This is a genomic window from Streptomyces sp. RKAG337, assembly GCF_023701715.1.
In the GTDB taxonomy this organism is placed as follows: Bacteria; Actinomycetota; Actinomycetes; order Streptomycetales; family Streptomycetaceae; genus Actinacidiphila.
The window spans coordinates 3925010-3942450 of record NZ_JAJOZA010000001.1 but is presented as its reverse complement, the minus strand read 5'-3'; the positions used below and the strand labels follow the sequence as shown (position 1 = coordinate 3942450).

The window sequence follows — 17441 nt, the reverse complement described above, 5'->3', positions numbered from 1 at the left end:
CGCACTGACCGTACGTCCCGGCCGGCGGAACGCTGGATATATGGACACGTACAGCGGGGACACCCACGAGAAGGTGATCGATGTCGCCGGATTGCGCCGCCGATATGACGGTCAATTCGAGGCGGTACGCGGAGTGACGTTCACGGTGGCGCGCGGTGAGCTCTTCGCGCTGCTGGGGACCAACGGGGCGGGCAAGACCTCCACCGTCGAGGTGCTGGAGGGGCTGGCCAGACCGAGCGGCGGGCAGGTCAGGGTGCTGGGGCACGATCCCTACCGGGAGCGGGCGCTGGTGCGGCCGCGGATGGGCGTAATGCTCCAGGAGGGCGGGTTTCCCTCCGATCTGACGGTGGCCGAAACCGCCCGCATGTGGGCCGGCTGCACCAGCGGGGCCCGGCCGGTCGGCGAGGCGCTGGAGATGGTCGGCCTCGGCACCCGCCACAAGGTGCGCGTCAAACAGCTGTCGGGCGGTGAACGGCGGCGTCTGGACCTGTCGATGGCGCTGCTCGGCCGCCCCGAAGTGCTCTTCCTGGACGAGCCGACCACCGGGCTCGACGCGGAGGGCCGCCACGAGACCCAGCAACTGGTGCGCGAGCTGCGGGACCAGGGCACGACCGTCCTGCTCACCACGCACTACCTGGAGGAGGCCGAGGGCCTCGCCGACCGGCTGGCGATCATGCGCGACGGACAGATCGTCACGACCGGCACCCCCGCCGAGGTGACGGCGGCCCGGCCCGCCCGGATCCACTTCACCCTGCCGGAGGGCGTGACGCCGGACCGGCTGCCGCTGTCCGTCCCGTCAGCCGCCGACGGACGCCGGATCGAGGTGCGGACCGACCGGCTGCAGGAGGACCTGCTGGAACTGCTGACGTGGGCGCGCGACAGGGACGTACGGCTCCTCGGACTCGACGCGCGGCACGCATCGCTGGAAGAGGCGTTCATGGACATTGCGAAGGGGGACGCCCGATGAACACGGGGACGAGCACCGGGACAAGTACGGGAACGAGCACGGGGACGAGTACGGGGACGCCGGAGGGAACGGGCACGGTGCCCGCGGCGGGCGCGCGGACCGGGAGCCGTACGCGGCTGCTGGCGCTCGGCCGGGCCGAGCTCACCCTGCTGTGGCGCAACCGCACGGCGATGTACACCGCGGTGCTGCTGCCGATCGGCATGGTCTGGGCGCTGCGTTTCGTGGTCGCCACCGACGACCTCAAGGAGGCCGGGCTGACCCGCAACGCCCAGACGATGAGCGGCGGCATCGGCGTCATCCTGCTCCTCGTCGTCTACTACAACCTGGTGACCGCGTATGTGGCGCGGCGCGAGGAGCTGGTGCTCAAGCGGCTGCGGACCGGGGAACCGTCCGACCTGGAGATCCTGGCCGGGACGGCGCTCCCGGCGGCGGCCGTGGCGCTCGCGCAGTGCACGGCGCTGGTCGTGGCGGGGGCGGCGCTGCTGGACCTGCCGGCTCCCCGGCGGCCGGAACTGCTGGTCGCGGGCGTGCTGTTGGGGGTGCTGCTGCTGGCCGCGCTGGCCGCGGTCTCGACCGTCTTCACCCGGAGCGTGGAGGTGGCGCAGCTGACCACCATGCCGCTGCTGATGGTGTCGCTCATGGGGTCCGGGCTGTTCGTGCCGGTGGAGCTGCTGCCCGACCGGGTCGCCGACCTGTGCCGGTTCCTGCCCGTCACCCCCGTCACCGACCTCGTGCGGTTCGGCTGGCTGGGCGGCGCCGGGGCGGGCGAGATCCTGCGCACGCTGGGGCTCGCGGTGGCCTGGACCGCGCTCGCGGTGTTTGCTGTACGCCGGTGGTTCCGCTGGGAACCCCGTCGCTGACCGGACCCAGGAGGACGACCGTGCCGAAGGGGATGAGCGTGCCGAAGCTGACGGGATGGTGGGAGCGGCGCAGCGACCCGGCCCGCTTCGAGCTGTACACGCGCTGGTCGCTCTACTCCTTCGCGCTGATCGAGGTGTTCCTGGTCCTCGGCGCGGTCCAGCGCTCCGACAGCCCGACCGGTGCGCGCGTCGTCCTGTGGGCGCTGCTGGGGCAGGCCGTGCTGTGCGCGGTGCTGGTGTCCCGGGTGCTGGACTGGGCGCTGGGCCGGCGCGAGCGGCCGACCCGGCTGCTCGCCGCCGTCGGCGCCACGACGGCTCTCGCGGTGCTGGTCGTCGTGGTCCTGCGGGCGCGCGGCACCCTGCTCCCCGGGGGCGAGGCGGTCCAGATCGTCTCCGGCTTCACCGCCTTCGCGATCGGCCCCGCCGTGCTGAACATCCGCCGACCGCGCTGGATCCTGCTGCTCGTGGTGGGTACGGCCGCGCTGGTGGCGGCGTGCTCCGCGGCGGCGGGACTGCCGGGGGGCGAGACGGCCGGCTACGCCGTCGCGGTGGCGGCCGGGGGCGCCGCCATGGCGTTCACCTACCGCGGCTCCGCCTGGATCCTGGTCGTCGTGTGGGAGCTGGACCGGGCGCGGGAGGCCCAGTCGCGGCTGGCGGTCGCGGAGGAGCGGCTGCGGTTCGGACGGGATCTGCACGATGTGATGGGACGCAATCTCTCGGTGATCGCGCTCAAGAGCGAACTCGCCGTCCAACTCGCCCAGCGGGGGCGGCCCGAGGCCGTCGACCAGATGGTGGAGGTGCAGCGCATCGCGCGGGAGTCGCAGCGCGAGGTGCGCGAGGTCGTCCGCGGCTACCGGTCGGCGGACCTCCAGGTGGAGCTGGCGGGCGCGCTGTCGGTACTGCGGGCCGCGGGCGTCGACTGCCGGGCCGAGGGCGACGACGGGGCGACGCTGTCGCCCGCCGTCCAGTCCGTGATCGCCTGGGTGGTCCGCGAGGGCACCACCAACGTGCTGCGGCACGGGGACGCCCGCAGCTGCGTCATCCGGCTGCTGGTCGAGCCGGCCGGCTCGGCCGTACTGACCATGGAGAACGACGGGGCGGCGGCCGTCCCCACCGCGGCCGCTCCGGCGGCGCCCGGGACCGGGCTGACCGGGCTGCGCGAGCGCGTCGGCGCACTGGGCGGCACGCTGACCGCGGAGCCGGGCGCGGGCGGGGTCTTCCGGCTGACGGCGTGCGTGCCGTTGCAACGCCGGGAAGCGCCCTCCGGCGCCGCCGTCGGTTCACAGAACAGGGAAGGCGCCGCATGACGCATCCGATCGGGACCGGTGAGGCCGGCGAGGCGCGCGTGCGTGTTCTGCTCGCCGACGACGAGCACCTCATCCGCGGCGCGCTCGCCGCGCTGCTGTCCTACGAGGACGACATCCTCGTCGTCGCCGAGGCCGCCTCCGGGCCCGAGGCGCTCGCGATGGCGCGGGCCCACCGGCCGGATGTCGCGGTCCTGGATCTGGAGATGCCGGGCGCCGACGGTGTGGCGGTCGCCACATCCCTGCGGGCCGAGCTGCCCGGTTGCCGGACCATGATCGTGACCGGTCACGGCCGTCCGGGGCACCTGAAGCGGGCCCTCACGGCGGGCGTCAGGGGCTTCGTTCCCAAGACCGTCTCGGCGCAGCGGCTGGCCGAGATCATCCGCACCGTGCACGCCGGTGGCCGTTACGTGGACCCGGAGTTGGCGGCCGACGCGATCAGCGCCGGGGACTCCCCGCTGACCGTCCGCGAGGCGGAAGTCCTCGATCTGGCGGCTGCCGGCGCGCCCATCGCGGAGATCGCCCGGAGGGCCGCGCTGTCCCAGGGAACGGTGCGCAACTACCTCTCCTCGGCCGCCACGAAACTGTCCGCGGAGAACCGTCATGAGGCCGCGCGCATCGCACGGGAGCGTGGTTGGGTATAGTGGCTCTCGCGCAATGCACACAGCACGCGCGACGCGGACGTAGCTCAGTTGGTAGAGCGCAACCTTGCCAAGGTTGAGGTCGCCAGTTCGAACCTGGTCGTCCGCTCAGCAGAACGAAGGCCCCGGTGGATTTCTCCACCGGGGCCTTCGTCGTACGTGGATTTCGTCGTACGCGGCCTTCGTCGTATTTGGCCTTCGTCGTACGGGGTTGCCCGGGTGCCCGGCCGCGGGGTGCGCGGCCGGGTGCCCTTCGTGGCGAGCTAGGACCAGGTCGTGCCGGTGAGGCGCTCGTAGGCCTCGATGTACTTGGCGCGGGACTGCTCGATGATGTCGGCGGGCAGCGGCGGCGGGGGCAGTTCGCTGTTCTTGTCCCAGCCGGAGGCGGGGGACGTCAGCCAGTCGCGGATGAACTGCTTGTCGAAGGACGGCTGGGTCCGGCCGGGCTTCCACTGGTCGGCCGGCCAGAAGCGCGAGGAGTCCGGGGTGAGCACCTCGTCGCCGATGACGAGCTCGTCACCGTCGAAGCCGAACTCGAACTTGGTGTCCGCCAGGATGATGCCGCGGTCCCGGGCGACATCGCGGGCCCGGCCGTAGACCGCGAGGGTCGTCTGGCGCAGCAGCGCCGCGGTCTCGGCGCCGACCTGACGGGCCGCCTCCTCGTAGGAGACGTTCTCGTCGTGCTCACCGACCTCGGCCTTGGTGGCGGGCGTGAAGATCGGCGCGGGCAGCTCCGAGCCGTCGACGAGGCCCTCGGGCAGCGCGAGGCCGCAGACCGTGCGGTGTTCGTCGTACTCGACGAGGCCGGATCCTGCGAGGTAGCCGCGGGCCACGCACTCGACCGGGATCATCCGCAGCGACTTGCAGACCATGGTGCGGCCGGCCCAGTCGGCGGGGGCGCCGGCCGGGACGTCGGTGGAGATGACGTGGTTGGGCACCAGGTCGGCGAGCTGGTCGAACCACCACAGCGACAGCTGGGTGAGGATCCGGCCCTTGTCGGGAACCTCGGTGGGCACCACCCAGTCGTACACGGACGTACGGTCGCTGGCCACCATCACCAGTTCACCGGCCGCGTTCTGGTACAGGTCGCGGACCTTACCGGTGTGCAGGTGCACCAGTCCCGGCACCTGGACGGGTACGGGTTTCTCAACGAATCCGGACATGGGTCCTCCCCACTCGGCGGCTCAGCTCCCGATTCTCCCGCACGAGGGAGGGTGCGACCCGACGGGGTCCTGCCGACCGGGCCGGCCGGAACCCATCGGAACCTAATCGTGCTTGCAGATCCGGTCCAGGAGATTGGCCGTGGCGCGCTGGATCCGGGGGTCCACATAGTGCGGACGGTCCAGCGCCGGGGACCAGGCGAAGGTGCCGGAGGCGAAGACATAGGCGCCGCTCGGCGCCCGGTACAGCGAGGTCTCCTGATGGCGGCGGCGGCCGTCGGCGTCCTCGTACGGCGAGTGCGCGAGCAGGATCCGGTCGGTGGACTCGGGCAGCGCGGTGCGCGGGAAGTAGCGGTCCGCCTCACCCGCGACCAGGCCCTCGATCTCGTCCCCCTCGGCCGCGCCGGTCGCCTCCCACAGCCAGTGGTCGGCGTTGCGGACGACGAGCGGGGCGGGTTCGGGGACGCGGCCGGCGTACTGCACGCCCAGCAGCAGCTGTTCCGGCTCGCCCAGGTCCCGCCACAGGGCGCTGCGGCCGCGGGCGTCGCCGCGGCGCTTGCGGCAGGTCAGCAGCCGGTCGGGCTCGCCGGCCGGCGAGGGGCCCAGTTCGACCTGCCAGTACATGGAGTTGGCGGAGAGGAACACCAGCGAGGTGCCGCCGTCCCTGGCGGCCTCGGCGGCGCGGCGCATCGGGACCGACCAGTACTCGTCGTGCCCGGGGAAGACCAGGCCGCGGTACCGGGACGGGTCGACGCGGCCGGCGTGCAGATCGCGGGCGTCCGCGTAGGCCAGGTCGTAGCCGTACCGCTCGGCCCAGCGGATGAAGTCGTAGGCGTGGCCGACGTGCAGCGGCAGGCCCGCGCCCGCGTAGGGGCGGTCGAAGGAGACCGTGGCGGGCGCCTCCTCCTCACCGAGCAGCCGGCCTTCGGGGTCCCACGCGTGATAGAGGCTGGCGCCGGTCCTGCCGTCCTCCGGGTACAGGTTGTACGCCTGCCAGGTGACGTCGGGCATCAGCAGCAGCAGATCCGCGTCGAGCGCCGGGGCGTGCGGCGGCTCCTTGGTCGGGTACCGGCGCGGGGTCGGCGGGCGCTCGTCACGGACGGTGAACGGGATATGGCTGCGGTACCCGTCGGCGGTGGTGAGCACCGCCACATACGCGCCGGTCTTCCAGTACCCCGGCACCTGCAGCCGCCAGGACTGCCACCAGTGATGACAGGAGACGGTGCGGCCGGCGGCGAGCGGGGCCGACTGGACGATGCCGGAGAGCCGCGGGCTGGCCGTCATGTGACACGCGCCGTCACCGCCGTAGTGGCCGATGCGGTAGATGTCGACGGTGAACTGCTGGGGCGGGTCCACGGTCACCCGGAAGTCGATGGCGGCGCCCGGGGCGACCGCGCCGGCCGACGCGAAGCCCTTGACCTGGCAGCGCACGTCATCGGCGGTGCGCGGGCCCGGTACGTGCGGGCGGGCCGGTGCCTCGCCGCGGCTCACCGAAAGGTCGACGTACCAGGGGACCACGTTCCCCTCGTCGTCCAGATACTGCTCGGCGCCGCGCAGCCACGGCAACGGGCCCTGTCCGAACGGGTCGGTCACCCCATGCGCGAGCGCTCCCGACTGCCAGCGCCGGATCTGCTCCGTCCCCACGGGTGCCCCCTTCTTCGTCACGCCCCCGGGCCGAGTCCGATGTCCCACGCGTCCGCACCCAGCACATCACATAACGCACTCTCCTGGTTACTGTTCGTGGCGAATAATCGGAACAGTTTCGCTCCGAGTGGGGCAGAAACTGTCATCCGGCGAGTGCGGTGTGGCCCCTGTGTCAGACGAGGCGGACGGGCTTCTCCAGCCGGACGCCGACCGCGGTGAGCCAGGAGCGCAGCGGCGCCGCGTCACCGTTCTCCACGAGGCGCAGCACCGGCCACGCGAGGTCGGCCCGGCGGGAGCCGTTGACGAGCAGGGCCGGTCCGTCCAGCCAGTCGAGACCGGCCGCCGCGCCCGCGGTGTCGACGGCGGCGCAGCAGACCATCGCGGTGACGTGTTCGGTGAGCAGCTCGCGGCCGGTGCGGGGCGGGAGCAGTTGGTAGACCGGGGCGAGGGAGGTACCCGTGGCGGGGCCGCGGTTGGCGTCGCGGGCCGCTTCCTCACGGGCGACATGGCCGGTGATCCGGGCCGCCAGCTCCTCGCTGCCGCCCCGGGAGAGCCGGTCGATCACCCGGGCGATGGTGGCCCGGCCGGGCTCGTCGGGAAGGTCCACCGAGCCGGCCACGGCCGCCTGGCGGGCGGCCTGGCCGCCCATCAGCAGCCCGGCGCCGGCGCGGCTCTCCGCGGTGTGCTCGGCGGTCTGCACGGTGATGACCGCGGGGCGGTCGCGCTCGGGGCGCGGTACGGCGCTGCCCGGCTCGTCCAGCACCCTGATCAGCAGGGCGGCCTCGGAACGCCATATGCGGTCCACGACCTCCTCGGGGTACGAGTCCCAGTCGACCGGCGACCAGTCGGGGCCGTGGCCCTCGGGGCCGCCGTGGAAGAGCCGGGCGGCCAGCAGGGAGGCCGCCTCGTCGACCGTGCCGGGCTCTTCGAGCAGGTCACAGGCGGGGCGCTCGCCCAGCCGGGACTCGAAGCCCTCGGCCAGCCGGTCGCGGCGGGACAGATCGGTGAGCGCGGCCACCACTCCGGCGTCGAGCCGGGACGGCCAGCGGCCCATCCGCCAGGCGGGCAGCGCGACCCGCGTCAGCAGCCGGTCCCAGCCCGCGTAGGCGAGGCCGACCTGCTCCTGGGCGACGATCCGCAGCCCGTAGTCCACCGCCTGGGCGCGCTCCGAGGCGGACGCGGCCACCCCGCGCTCCATCTCGGCGGCGTGCGCCCGGCAGCCGCGCAGCAGCAGCCGCGCGACCCAGCCGAGGAAGGCGTACGCGGGCCGCAGGAGACCGCGGGAACGCGCCGAGGCGACGCCGGCGGCGGCGTCCAGACCCCGGATGAAGCGGCGGGCCGCGGCTATGTCCGGGTCGGCGGACGGTCCGGTGCCGGCCACGACGGGGGCGAGCAGGGCGCGCAGCTCGGCGACCCGCATCCACCACATGAAGGGCGAGCCGATCACCAGCACCGGCGCGGCCGGCTCCCGGCGGCGGCCCCAGCGGCCCGCGCCCGCTCCGTCCGGGCGGCGGTCCTCCAGCCAGCTGTCGCAGTCCGGAGTGAGCTCTATCGAGGAAGGTGTGGGGACCTGGAGGCGGACCGCGAGGTCATGGACCATCCGGTACAGGTCGGGGGCCGACGATTCGGCGACCGGGACCGTCGGGCTGACCGCGGGGCGGGCCCGGACGACGACGGCGGCGACGGCGCCCGCGAGCACCAGCACCACCAGCGCTCCGCCGACCACCGACCAGCGCAGCGCGTCCCAGCTGTCGCCGATCCGTCCGGTGGCGCCGCCCACGAGCAGGACGACGGCGGCAGCGGCGGGCAGCAGCGCCACCGCGAGCGCGGTACTGCGGATCCGCAGCACCGCGAGCGCACGGGAGCGTGCGACTCCCTCACCTGTTTCTCCGGCCATCGGGCGGCTCACCCCCGTCTCACTGTCAGGACCGCCGTCGGCGGCTTACCCCCACTGTCGCACCGCCCACGGACATCGCAATGTCTGTACGGCTAGTTGCCGCACAGCACCACGCCGTCCGGCAGTGCGCTTCCGGGGCACAGTAGTTGGGGACCGCTGCCACGTCAGCCGGATGGAGAAGCCATCACTCCTTGGGGTGGCTTTGGGCAAAGCCACCCCAAGGGCTGATTCAGGACTGGCCGGTTCCCGCCGCCTTGGCCGCGATGTCGGTCCGGTGGTGCGAGCCGTCGAGCCCCACCCGGGCGACCGCGCGGTACGCCCGTTCCCGGGCTTTGGCCAGGTCGGAGCCGGTGGCGGTGACGGACAGCACCCGGCCGCCCGCGCTCACCACCCGGCCCTCGTCGTCGATCCTGGTGCCGGCGTGCAGCACATACGCGTGCTCGTCCTGCTCCACGACGTCCGCCAGACCGGTGATCGGGTCACCGGTGCGCGGGGTGTCCGGATAGTTGTACGAGGCGATGACGACGGTCACGGCCGCGCCCTCGCTCCAGCGCAGCGGCTCCACCTCGGAGAGGCGGCCCGTCGCGGCGGCCCGCAGCAGACCGGCCAGCGGGGTCTTGAGGCGCGCGAGGACGACCTGGGTCTCGGGGTCGCCGAAGCGCGCGTTGAACTCGATCACGCGCACCCCGCGCGAGGTCATCGCCAGCCCCGCGTAGAGCAGCCCGGCGAACGGGGTGCCGCGGCGGCGCAGCTCGTCCACGGTGGGCTGCAGGACGGTCCGCTCGACCTCGTCGACCAGCTTGGGGTCGGCCCACGGGAGCGGGGAGTACGCGCCCATGCCGCCGGTGTTGGGGCCCTCGTCGGCGTCCAGCGCGCGCTTGAAGTCCTGGGCGGGCTGCAGCGGGACGACCGTCACACCGTCGGTGACGGCGAACAGCGAGACCTCGGGGCCGTCGAGGAACTCCTCGATGACGACGCGGTCGCAGGCCAGCGCGTGCGCGCGGGCGGTGGCGAGGTCATCGGTGACGACGACGCCCTTGCCCGCGGCCAGACCGTCGTCCTTGACGACGTACGGGGCGCCGAAGGCGTCCAGCGCCACGTCGATCTGCTCGGCGGTGGTGCAGACGTACGAGCGGGCGGTGGGCACCCCCGCGCCGGCCATGACCTCCTTGGCGAACGCCTTGGAGCCTTCCAGCTGAGCGGCTTCCGCGGACGGGCCGAAGCAGTCGATACCGCGGGCCCGGACCGCGTCGGCGACGCCCGCCACCAGCGGGGCCTCCGGACCGACGATCACGAAGTCCGCGCCGATCGATACGGCGAGGTCGGCGACGGCGGCGCCGTCGAGGGCGTCGACCGGGTGCAGCTCGGCGACCTCCGCGATCCCGGCGTTGCCGGGGGCGCAGTGCAGCGAGGTGACATCGGGGTCGAGGGACAGTGAGCGGCACAGGGCGTGTTCGCGGGCGCCGCCGCCGATGACAAGGACCTTCACGTGCCCAAGGGTAGTGGCCCCGTGCGGAGCCCCGTGCCGCGCGTGGCGGCTCACTCTTTCGAGTGGGACGGATGTTCGGCCCATACCTGACCACGCGGCCTTTAAGGGATGAAATCCAAAAATCCTTCCCCCATGGTCAGCCGTTCGGCGGTAAGAAGGGAGCTTCGTCGTGTCGGAAGACGAGCGCCGGAATGCGAGGGAGCGCGCAGTGAGCCAGCCGGACATGTATCCCGAGGAGGCTCCCCGGGAGGAGCCCGTTCAACGGGCTCTGCATAGCCAGGAGGACCTGCGGGCACTGCCTTTTCCGCTCGGCGACTGGGGCGAGCCCGCCGAACGCCTGGAGGAGCTCTACCGCTGGGCCGAGTCCGGGGCGCTGAACACCACCGACTGGTACCTCGCCGACCGCGTCTGGAAGCGGCACGGGGCGCGCGGGCTGCGGCTGGCCACCGCGTTCTTCGGGACCGTGGGCGCGGGGCTGCCGCTGATCGAGCTGACCGGGACCGCGGCAGGCGCCGCGCGCTGGGGTTACGTGGCGCTGCTCCTCGCCGCGGCCTGTTTCGGGATCGACCGCTGCTTCGGGCTGACGTCCGGCTGGATGCGGGACGTCGCCACCGCGCAGGCGGTGCAGCGGCGGCTGGAGGCGCTGCGCTTCGACTGGGCGTCGGAGAGCGTCCGGGAGGTGCTGGGCCCCACCGAGGGCACGGCGGCCGAGGCGGCCGAACGCTGTCTGGCGGTGCTGCGCCGGTTCTGCGAGGACGTCTCCGACCTGGTCAGGATGGAGACGGCGGACTGGATGACGGAGTTCGGGACGCGCACCGCCCCGCTGCGCGCGCAGGCCACGGTGCCGTGGGCCGCGCGCACCGAGGGCGTGCCCGCCGGCCGCTTCCCGATGGCACCCGGCGGCCGTCCGAACATGCCGCGCCAGCGGCCCCCGGAGGGCCCGGCCCGCTGAGCGGCCAGCGGCCCTTCCGTCAGCTGAGGGACGCCTCGGCCGGAGCCCACCTCAGCTGAAGACCACCATCGAGCCCTGCGCCAGCGAGCGGGTCGCCGCCGCGTGCAGGCCGAGCCAGACGTGCCGTTCGCGGGCGAACGGGCTGGGATCGTACGACGGCGGGGCGGCCGGCTCCTCCAGTCCGGTGGGCCGGTCCGGCGGGGCCGGGGCCTGCGGCGGGTTCGCCGCGTCGATGCCGATCGCCGCCGCGACGGACGCGAGATCGCGCAGCAGGCCATGACTCGAACCCAGCGGGCCGCCGCCTTCGAGGAGTTCGTCGTTGACGACCGGGTGCGGGAAGTCCAGCGGCACGTACGCGCCCGCGTGGTCGTAGTGCCAGACGAGGTGCGACTGCTGTGCGGTCGCCTCGAACATCTCCAGCAACTGCTCGTAGTCGCCGCCGAGCGCGTCGACCGGGGTGACCTCCAGGCCCTGCAGGTTCAACAGGAAGGCCCGGCGCAGGAAATGCAGGGCGTCGTAGTCGAAGCCGGCGACCGGGCCGACGTCGCCGGACAGCCCCGGCATGTAGGTGTGGACGGGCACCGGCGGCAGGCCCGCGTCGTTCAAGGCCTTGTCGTAGCGGGCCAGTTCCTCGGAGAAAGGGTTTTCCGGGCTGTGGCAGAGCACGTCCACGAGGGGAACCAGCCACAAGTCGCAGGCCACAGGCGCTCCAAGTCGTCTATGCGATCGTCGGGCCAGCGTAGTGCGAGGCGCGGTCGGCGTCAGGAGGTGGAACCCTTCCGGCTCTCCCGAAGGGTCGTTCGCGCGGTCGCCCGCTGTCGCTATCGCGGGGCCAGCTTCGCCATCAGGGCGAGGGCGTGCTCGTTGTAGTCGGCGACGATACGGCGTGCCGCGGGCAGATCGCGGTCCCGGACGGCGTCGACGAGTTCGACGTGGTCCGACCAGCAGACGCCCGCGAGCATCGGGTGGGCGCGCAGATACGGGATCGAGTACATCCAGGTCTGGGTGCGGATCCGGTCGAGGAATTCGCAAATGTGCGGATTGCCCGACAATGCTGCGACTTCGCGCCAGAAGCGGATGTCACAGCCGATGAGGACGTCGAGCATCCCGGAACGCGCGGCCCGCGCCGCGGCCTCGCCCCGGCGGCGCACCGACGCGAGGACATCGGCCGGCACTTCGCGCAGCTGGTCGCCCTCGATGCGCCGGAAGATCCCCTCGGTCACCAGGTTGCGGGCCTCGACCATGGAGACGAAGTCGTCGGGGCCGAACCGCCGCACCTGGAAGCCGCGGTGCTGCTCGACGTCGAGCAGGCCCTGCGCGGCCAGGTCGACCAGCGCCTCACGGACGGGCGTGGCGGAGACGCCGTACAGCTCCGCTATCTCCTTGACGGTGAAGTCCCGCCCGGCCGGGAGCCGGCCGGTGAGCACCTCGTCGCGGAGTGCGTCGGCGATCTGCTGCCGCAGGCTGTTGCGCTTCACCGGTGTGGTGTCCGCAAGCACTGCCGCCTCCTCGCCCGAACGTACGTTTCACTCCGATTACTCCGCACACGATAGGCGAAGGTTCGGAAATCAACCGCACGTCCGGGGAGGGAAGCGTGTGGGGGTTATGTGCATTTCGCGATGGGCGACCCGGTGTTGACGGCCGGCGGGGGCCGACGTGGAGGTCCGGCGGGCGGGCGGCGGGCGGTCGCCGGGCCGTCACCGGGGGCAAGCGCTATCCGTTGACGGCGTACCGGTCGGTCACCGACAGCGCCTCGTCCAGCGCCGCCAGGCCCTCCTTGGCCTCGGCCTCGGTCACCGTGCACGGCGGAACGACATGTGTGCGGTTCATGTTGACGAAGGGCCACAGACCGCCCTTCTTGCACGCCGCCGCGAACTCGGCCATCGGCGCGTTGTCCGCGCCGGCCGCGTTGTACGGCACCAGCGGCTCGTGCGTCGCCTTGTCCTTGACGAGGTCCAGGGCCCAGAAGACACCCAGGCCGCGCACCTCGCCGACCGAGGGGTGCCGGGCGGCGATGTCGCGCAGCGCCGGGCCGATGACCCGCTCGCCGATGTCGGCGGCGTTCTCCACGATCCGCTCCTCGCGCATCGCGTTGATGGTCGCGACGGCCGAGGCACAGGCCAGCGGGTGCCCGGAGTACGTCAGACCGCCCGGGTAGGCGCGGGTGGCGAAGGTCGCGGCGATCTCCGGGGAGATGGCGACGCCGCCGAGCGGCACATAGCCGGAGTTGACGCCCTTGGCGAAGGTCAGCAGGTCCGGGACGACGCCCCAGTGGTCGGCGGCGAACCACGCGCCGGTGCGGCCGAAGCCGGACATGACCTCGTCGAGGATGAAGACGATCCCGTACCGGTCGCAGATCTCCCGGACGCCGGCGAGGTAGCCGGCCGGCGGCACCAGGATGCCCGCGGTGCCGACCACCGACTCCAGGATGATCGCGGCGACCGACTGCGGGCCCTCGAACGCGACGAGCTGCTCCAGGTGCTCCAGCGCGCGCTCGCACTCCTGCTCCTCGCTCGTCGCGTGGAACTGCGAGCGGTACAGGTACGGGCCCCAGAAGTGCACGACGCCCGCCGAGGCGGTGTCCGACGGCCAGCGGCGCGGGTCCCCGGTGAGGTTGATCGCGGTGGAGGTGGCGCCGTGGTACGAGCGGTAGGCGCTGAACACCTTGTGCCGGCCGGTGTGCAGCCGGGCCATGCGGACGGCGTTCTCGACCGCCTCGGCGCCGCCGTTGGTGAAGAAGACCTGGTTCAGGTCGCCGGGGGTGACCTCGGCGATCAGCCGGGCCGCCTCGGACCGGACGTCGACGGCGAAGCCCGGCGCGATGGTGCAGAGCCTGCCGGCCTGCTCCTGGATCGCGGCGACGACCTTCGGGTGCTGATGGCCAATGTTGGTGTTCACCAGCTGGGAGGAGAAGTCCAGATAGCGGTTGCCGTCGTAGTCCCAGAAGTACGAGCCCTCGGCCCCGGCCACGGCCAGCGGATCGATGACCGCCTGCGCGGACCACGAGTGGAAGACGTGCGCCCGGTCGGCGGCCTTGACGGCGGCTCCGGTCTCGGGATCGGCGACGGCGAAAGGAGGGGTCATGCGCTCCAGGCTAAGGATCCCCGCCGGTCAGGGACACGGTCACCTTGTATGGCACACGCCACGTTCCCCGACAGGCTGTCACGGGATCCGGTCCCACGGCGCTCCCGAAGGGGTCCCGGAAGAGGTCCTGGAAGAGGGTCCCGGGCACCCGGTGCGGGCGCCTGCCGGGCCCCGGCCGCCCGCACCACGGGGCCCGCTCGAACGGTCAGACTATTCTTCGGCTACGGGTCGGCCGGAAGGCCGGGAGGAGGCACGGGGGGCATGGAAGAACTCAGGGCCGGCGATCCGCAGTGGATCGGCGCGTACCGGCTGCTGGGCCGGCTCGGCACCGGCGGCATGGGACGGGTCTTCCTGGCCCGTTCGGAACGCGGCCGGACCGTCGCGGTGAAGCTGGTGCGGGCCGAGCTGGCCGCCCAGGACGAGTTCAGGACCCGCTTCCGGCAGGAGGTCCAGGCCGCTCGCCGGGTCGGCGGCGCGTGGACGGCGCCGGTCCTCGACGCCGACACCGAGACCGAGATCCCCTGGGTCGCCACCGGCTACATCGCCGGGCCGACGCTGCAGCACGTCATCGCCAAGGAGTACGGCCCGCTGCCGGAGCGTTCGGTCTGGGTGCTGGCGGCCGGGCTGGCCCACGCGCTCAAGGACATCCACGCCGCCGGGCTCGTGCACCGCGATCTGAAGCCCTCGAATGTCATGATCACCATCGATGGCCCACGGGTCATCGACTTCGGCATCGCCCGCGCCCTGGAGACCGTCACCGGCGGTGTGACGAGCACCGGCGCGCTGGTCGGCTCGCCGGGCTTCATGTCGCCCGAGCAGGTGCGCGGCGACCGGGTCACCCCGGCCTGCGACGTCTTCTGTCTGGGCTCGGTGCTGGCGTACGCGGCGACCGGGAAGCAGCCGTTCGGCGCCGCGAGCAGCGGGGTGCACGCCCAGATGTTCCGGATCGCGCAGGAGCCGCCGGACCTGGACGAGCTGCCCGGCGCGCTGCGCGAGCTGGTCGCGGAGTGCCTGGTCAAGGAGGCCGATCAGCGGCCGGACCTGGACGCGGTGCTGGAGCGGATCGCCGCCCACCCGGCGGAGGACGGCAGGACCTGGCTGCCCAGCGCCATCGTCGCGCAGCTCGGCCGGCACGCCGTGCGGCTGCTGGAGGCCGAGAACCCGCACGACGGGGGTTCCGCCCCGGCGGCTCCGGCCGCGCGGCCCGGCCCCGAGCCGGACCCCGGCTCCGCTCCCCTCCCGACCCCGGCCCCGGCCCCGGCCCCGGCCCCGGCCCCGGCCGCGTCGCAGCCGCTGCCCGCCCGGCCGACCGCGGTCGACCCGGCCCCTCCGGCGCCGAACCCGTACGCGTCCGGCGGCTACGGCTACCCGCAGGCCGGCTACGGGACCCCGCCGGGATACCCGGCCCCGCCGCCGCGCCGGCGACGGCAGGGTGTGCTGATCGCCGTCGCGGTGGCGGTCGCGGTGCTCGCGGGCGCCGGGGCGGCCGTCGTCGCGCTCGACTTCGGCACGGGGAAGAGCAACAGCACGGACAACCAGGGCCTCGGCGGCGATCCCAGGACGGGCACCCCGTCCGGCTCCGGTACGCCGCGGAACTCGCCCTCCACCGAGGAGACCGCCTCCACCGCGCCCGGCGAGGTACCCGAACGGCTCGTCGGCACCTGGCAGGCGGGGTTCGACAGCAACGGCACCAACACCCGCACGCTGACGATCCGACGGGACGGCACCGTCACGCTGGCCGGCACCGGAAGCACCTATCAGTGCGAGTGGACGATGCACATGACGTCCGCCGGTCCGCCGCTGGCGCTGAGCCCCTCGCTCCTGACCAGCGCGGTACCCGCCACCTCCTGCAACCCGGGGCTGTCCTCGACGCTCACCGCGATCGACGACTCCCATCTGCTGCGCGACTCCCGCGAGCCGGGCAAGGCCCCGCTCACCTACACGAAGATCGACTGACCGCACGGAACGACGGACGGCCGATCCACGGACGCCGGAACGACAGAACGACAGAACGCGGCGCGCCCCGGTGGCAGGACCACCGGGGCGCGCCGCGTCGTCGCCGGCTGCCTGACCGGCCGCCGTCCGTCAGAGGAACGAGTTGATCTCGATCGTCTCGGTACGGCCGGGACCCACGCCGATCGCGGAGATCGGCGCGCCCGACATCTCCTCGAGCGCCTTGACGTACGCCCGCGCGTTCTTCGGCAGGTCGTCGAAGGTCTGCGCCTTCGTGATGTCCTCGGACCAGCCGGGGAGCATCTCGTAGATCGGCTTCGCGTGGTGGAAGTCGCTCTGGTTGTAGGGCAGCTCCTCGACGCGCTTGCCGTCGATCTCGTAGGCCACACAGACCGGGATCTGCTCCCAGCCGGTGAGGATGTCGAGCTTGGTGAGGAAGAAGTCCGTCAGGCCGTTGACACGGGTCGCGTACCGCGCGATGACCGCGTCGAACCAGCCGCAGCGACGGTCGCGGCCGGTGGTGACCCCGCGCTCGTGGCCGATGACCCGCAGCTTCTCGCCGTCCTCGTCGAACAGCTCGGTCGGGAACGGACCGGCGCCGACTCGCGTCGTATAGGCCTTGAGGATGCCGATCACGCGGCTGATCTTCGTCGGGCCGATGCCGGAGCCCGTGCAGGCACCGCCGGCGGTCGGGTTCGACGAGGTGACGAAGGGATAGGTGCCGTGGTCGACGTCGAGCAGAGTGCCCTGGCCGCCCTCCATCAACACGACCTTGCCCTCGTCCAGCGCCTTGTTCAGAATCAGACCGGTGTCGGCGACGAAGTCCTTGATCTGCTCCGCGTAGCCGAGGTACTCCTCGACGACCTGGTCGACGCTGATCGCACGCCGGTTGAAGAGCTTGACCAGGAGCTGGTTCTTCTCGTGGAGTGCGGCCTCCACCTTCTGGTGCAGGATCGACTCGTCGAAGAGGTCCTGAACACGGATCCCGACGCGGTTGATCTTGTCGGCGTAGGCCGGGCCGATACCGCGCCCGGTCGTACCGATCTTGCGGCTGCCGAGGAACCGCTCCGTCACCTTGTCGATGGTCTGGTGATACGGAGTGATCAGATGGGCGTTACCGCTGATCAGCAGCTTGGACGTATCGACGCCGCGGTCGTTCAGCCCGCTCAGCTCGGAGAGCAGGACCGCCGGGTCCACGACGACACCGTTACCAATGACCGGGGTACACCCCGGCGACAGGATTCCGGAGGGGAGGAGATGCAGTGCGTACTTCTGGTCGCCGACGACGACCGTGTGGCCGGCATTGTTGCCGCCCTGGTAACGCACGACATAGTCCACGGAGCCACCGAGCAGGTCAGTGGCCTTCCCCTTGCCTTCGTCACCCCACTGAGCACCGAGCAGCACAAGTGCGGGCACAGGCGTACACCCCTTCCGGGCGGGGCATGTCCAACGTGCAGAGAGCCGTCGAACCGGTGCCCCGGAATAGACCA

At 72.5% G+C, this 17441-nt stretch carries 14 protein-coding genes and 1 tRNA gene; 7 read left to right on the top strand and 8 right to left on the bottom strand.

Annotated elements, in window-relative coordinates; genetic code table 11:
- Window positions 1-40: 40 nt before the first annotated feature.
- The 5 genes from LNW73_RS17545 to LNW73_RS17525 all read left to right on the top strand — a co-directional run bounded on the left by LNW73_RS17545 (window position 41) and on the right by LNW73_RS17525 (window position 3881).
- Complete coding sequence (locus LNW73_RS17545) at window positions 41-967, top strand: ABC transporter ATP-binding protein (protein ID WP_250976545.1); 927 nt, start codon at window positions 41-43, stop codon at window positions 965-967.
- Window positions 964-1827: an ABC transporter permease gene (locus LNW73_RS17540; RefSeq protein WP_285391222.1), complete on the top strand. Its 864-nt coding sequence runs from the start codon at window positions 964-966 to the stop codon at window positions 1825-1827. Before LNW73_RS17545 ends, LNW73_RS17540 begins: the two co-directional genes overlap by 4 nt.
- Window positions 1828-1859: 32 nt before the next feature.
- Entirely contained in the window at window positions 1860-3134 is a 1275-nt protein-coding gene (locus tag LNW73_RS17535) for a sensor histidine kinase (RefSeq protein WP_250992947.1), read from the top strand.
- Window positions 3131-3775: a response regulator gene (locus tag LNW73_RS17530; protein WP_250976547.1), complete on the top strand. Its 645-nt coding sequence runs from the start codon at window positions 3131-3133 to the stop codon at window positions 3773-3775. Before LNW73_RS17535 ends, LNW73_RS17530 begins: the two co-directional genes overlap by 4 nt.
- 33 nt (window positions 3776-3808) lie before the next feature.
- Window positions 3809-3881: transfer RNA gene (locus LNW73_RS17525), tRNA-Gly, on the top strand.
- A 154-nt stretch (window positions 3882-4035) separates the two neighbouring features.
- On the opposite strand, the gene LNW73_RS17520 is transcribed toward LNW73_RS17525, so the two are convergent.
- From LNW73_RS17520 to purD, 4 genes are all read right to left on the bottom strand, one after another.
- Window positions 4036-4935 carry a phosphoribosylaminoimidazolesuccinocarboxamide synthase gene (locus LNW73_RS17520; RefSeq protein WP_250976548.1) on the bottom strand — a complete coding sequence of 300 codons (900 nt, stop codon included), beginning with the start codon at window positions 4933-4935 and terminating at the stop codon, window positions 4036-4038.
- Between the two features lie 102 nt (window positions 4936-5037).
- The gene (locus tag LNW73_RS17515) at window positions 5038-6576 is read right to left on the bottom strand and encodes a N,N-dimethylformamidase beta subunit family domain-containing protein (RefSeq protein ID WP_250976549.1); all 1539 of its coding nucleotides are present in this window, start codon (window positions 6574-6576) and stop codon (window positions 5038-5040) included.
- A 172-nt stretch (window positions 6577-6748) separates the two neighbouring features.
- Complete coding sequence (locus tag LNW73_RS17510) at window positions 6749-8473, bottom strand: hypothetical protein (protein WP_250976550.1); 1725 nt, start codon at window positions 8471-8473, stop codon at window positions 6749-6751.
- 229 nt (window positions 8474-8702) lie between these two features.
- Complete coding sequence (gene purD / locus LNW73_RS17505) at window positions 8703-9962, bottom strand: phosphoribosylamine--glycine ligase (RefSeq protein ID WP_250976551.1); 1260 nt, start codon at window positions 9960-9962, stop codon at window positions 8703-8705.
- A 208-nt stretch (window positions 9963-10170) separates the two neighbouring features.
- On the opposite strand from purD, the gene LNW73_RS17500 reads away from it, so the two are divergent.
- Entirely contained in the window at window positions 10171-10914 is a 744-nt protein-coding gene (locus tag LNW73_RS17500; RefSeq protein WP_250976552.1) for an SLATT domain-containing protein, read from the top strand.
- Between the two features lie 51 nt (window positions 10915-10965).
- On the opposite strand, the gene LNW73_RS17495 is transcribed toward LNW73_RS17500, so the two are convergent.
- From LNW73_RS17495 to LNW73_RS17485, 3 genes are all read right to left on the bottom strand, one after another.
- Entirely contained in the window at window positions 10966-11616 is a 651-nt protein-coding gene (locus LNW73_RS17495; RefSeq protein ID WP_138355838.1) for a hypothetical protein, read from the bottom strand.
- A gap of 119 nt (window positions 11617-11735) precedes the next feature.
- Complete coding sequence (locus tag LNW73_RS17490) at window positions 11736-12413, bottom strand: GntR family transcriptional regulator (protein WP_250976553.1); 678 nt, start codon at window positions 12411-12413, stop codon at window positions 11736-11738.
- A 214-nt stretch (window positions 12414-12627) separates the two neighbouring features.
- The gene (locus LNW73_RS17485; RefSeq protein WP_250976554.1) at window positions 12628-13998 is read right to left on the bottom strand and encodes an aspartate aminotransferase family protein; all 1371 of its coding nucleotides are present in this window, start codon (window positions 13996-13998) and stop codon (window positions 12628-12630) included.
- 261 nt (window positions 13999-14259) lie between these two features.
- Here LNW73_RS17485 and LNW73_RS17480 point away from each other — a divergent pair, with 261 nt between their 5' ends.
- Window positions 14260-15954 carry a serine/threonine-protein kinase gene (locus tag LNW73_RS17480; RefSeq protein WP_250990556.1) on the top strand — a complete coding sequence of 565 codons (1695 nt, stop codon included), beginning with the start codon at window positions 14260-14262 and terminating at the stop codon, window positions 15952-15954.
- 129 nt (window positions 15955-16083) lie between these two features.
- Here the strand turns inward: LNW73_RS17480 and LNW73_RS17475 are convergent, their stop codons facing one another.
- A complete protein-coding gene (locus LNW73_RS17475) occupies window positions 16084-17367 on the bottom strand; it encodes an adenylosuccinate synthase (RefSeq protein WP_250976556.1) in 1284 nt (427 codons plus the stop codon).
- Window positions 17368-17441 lie beyond the last annotated feature (74 nt).

Bases quoted from the DNA above. Each gene is read 5' to 3' on its own strand.
- LNW73_RS17545 (WP_250976545.1), top strand. From the start codon at position 41: ATGGACACGTACAGCGGGGACACCCACGAGAAGGTGATCGATGTCGCC.
- LNW73_RS17540 (WP_285391222.1), top strand. From the start codon at position 964: ATGAACACGGGGACGAGCACCGGGACAAGTACGGGAACGAGCACGGGG.
- LNW73_RS17535 (WP_250992947.1), top strand. From the start codon at position 1,860: ATGAGCGTGCCGAAGCTGACGGGATGGTGGGAGCGGCGCAGCGACCCG.
- LNW73_RS17530 (WP_250976547.1), top strand. From the start codon at position 3,131: ATGACGCATCCGATCGGGACCGGTGAGGCCGGCGAGGCGCGCGTGCGT.
- LNW73_RS17520 (WP_250976548.1), bottom strand. From the start codon at position 4,935: ATGTCCGGATTCGTTGAGAAACCCGTACCCGTCCAGGTGCCGGGACTG.
- LNW73_RS17510 (WP_250976550.1), bottom strand. From the start codon at position 8,473: ATGGCCGGAGAAACAGGTGAGGGAGTCGCACGCTCCCGTGCGCTCGCG.
- LNW73_RS17485 (WP_250976554.1), bottom strand. From the start codon at position 13,998: ATGACCCCTCCTTTCGCCGTCGCCGATCCCGAGACCGGAGCCGCCGTC.
- LNW73_RS17480 (WP_250990556.1), top strand. From the start codon at position 14,260: ATGGAAGAACTCAGGGCCGGCGATCCGCAGTGGATCGGCGCGTACCGG.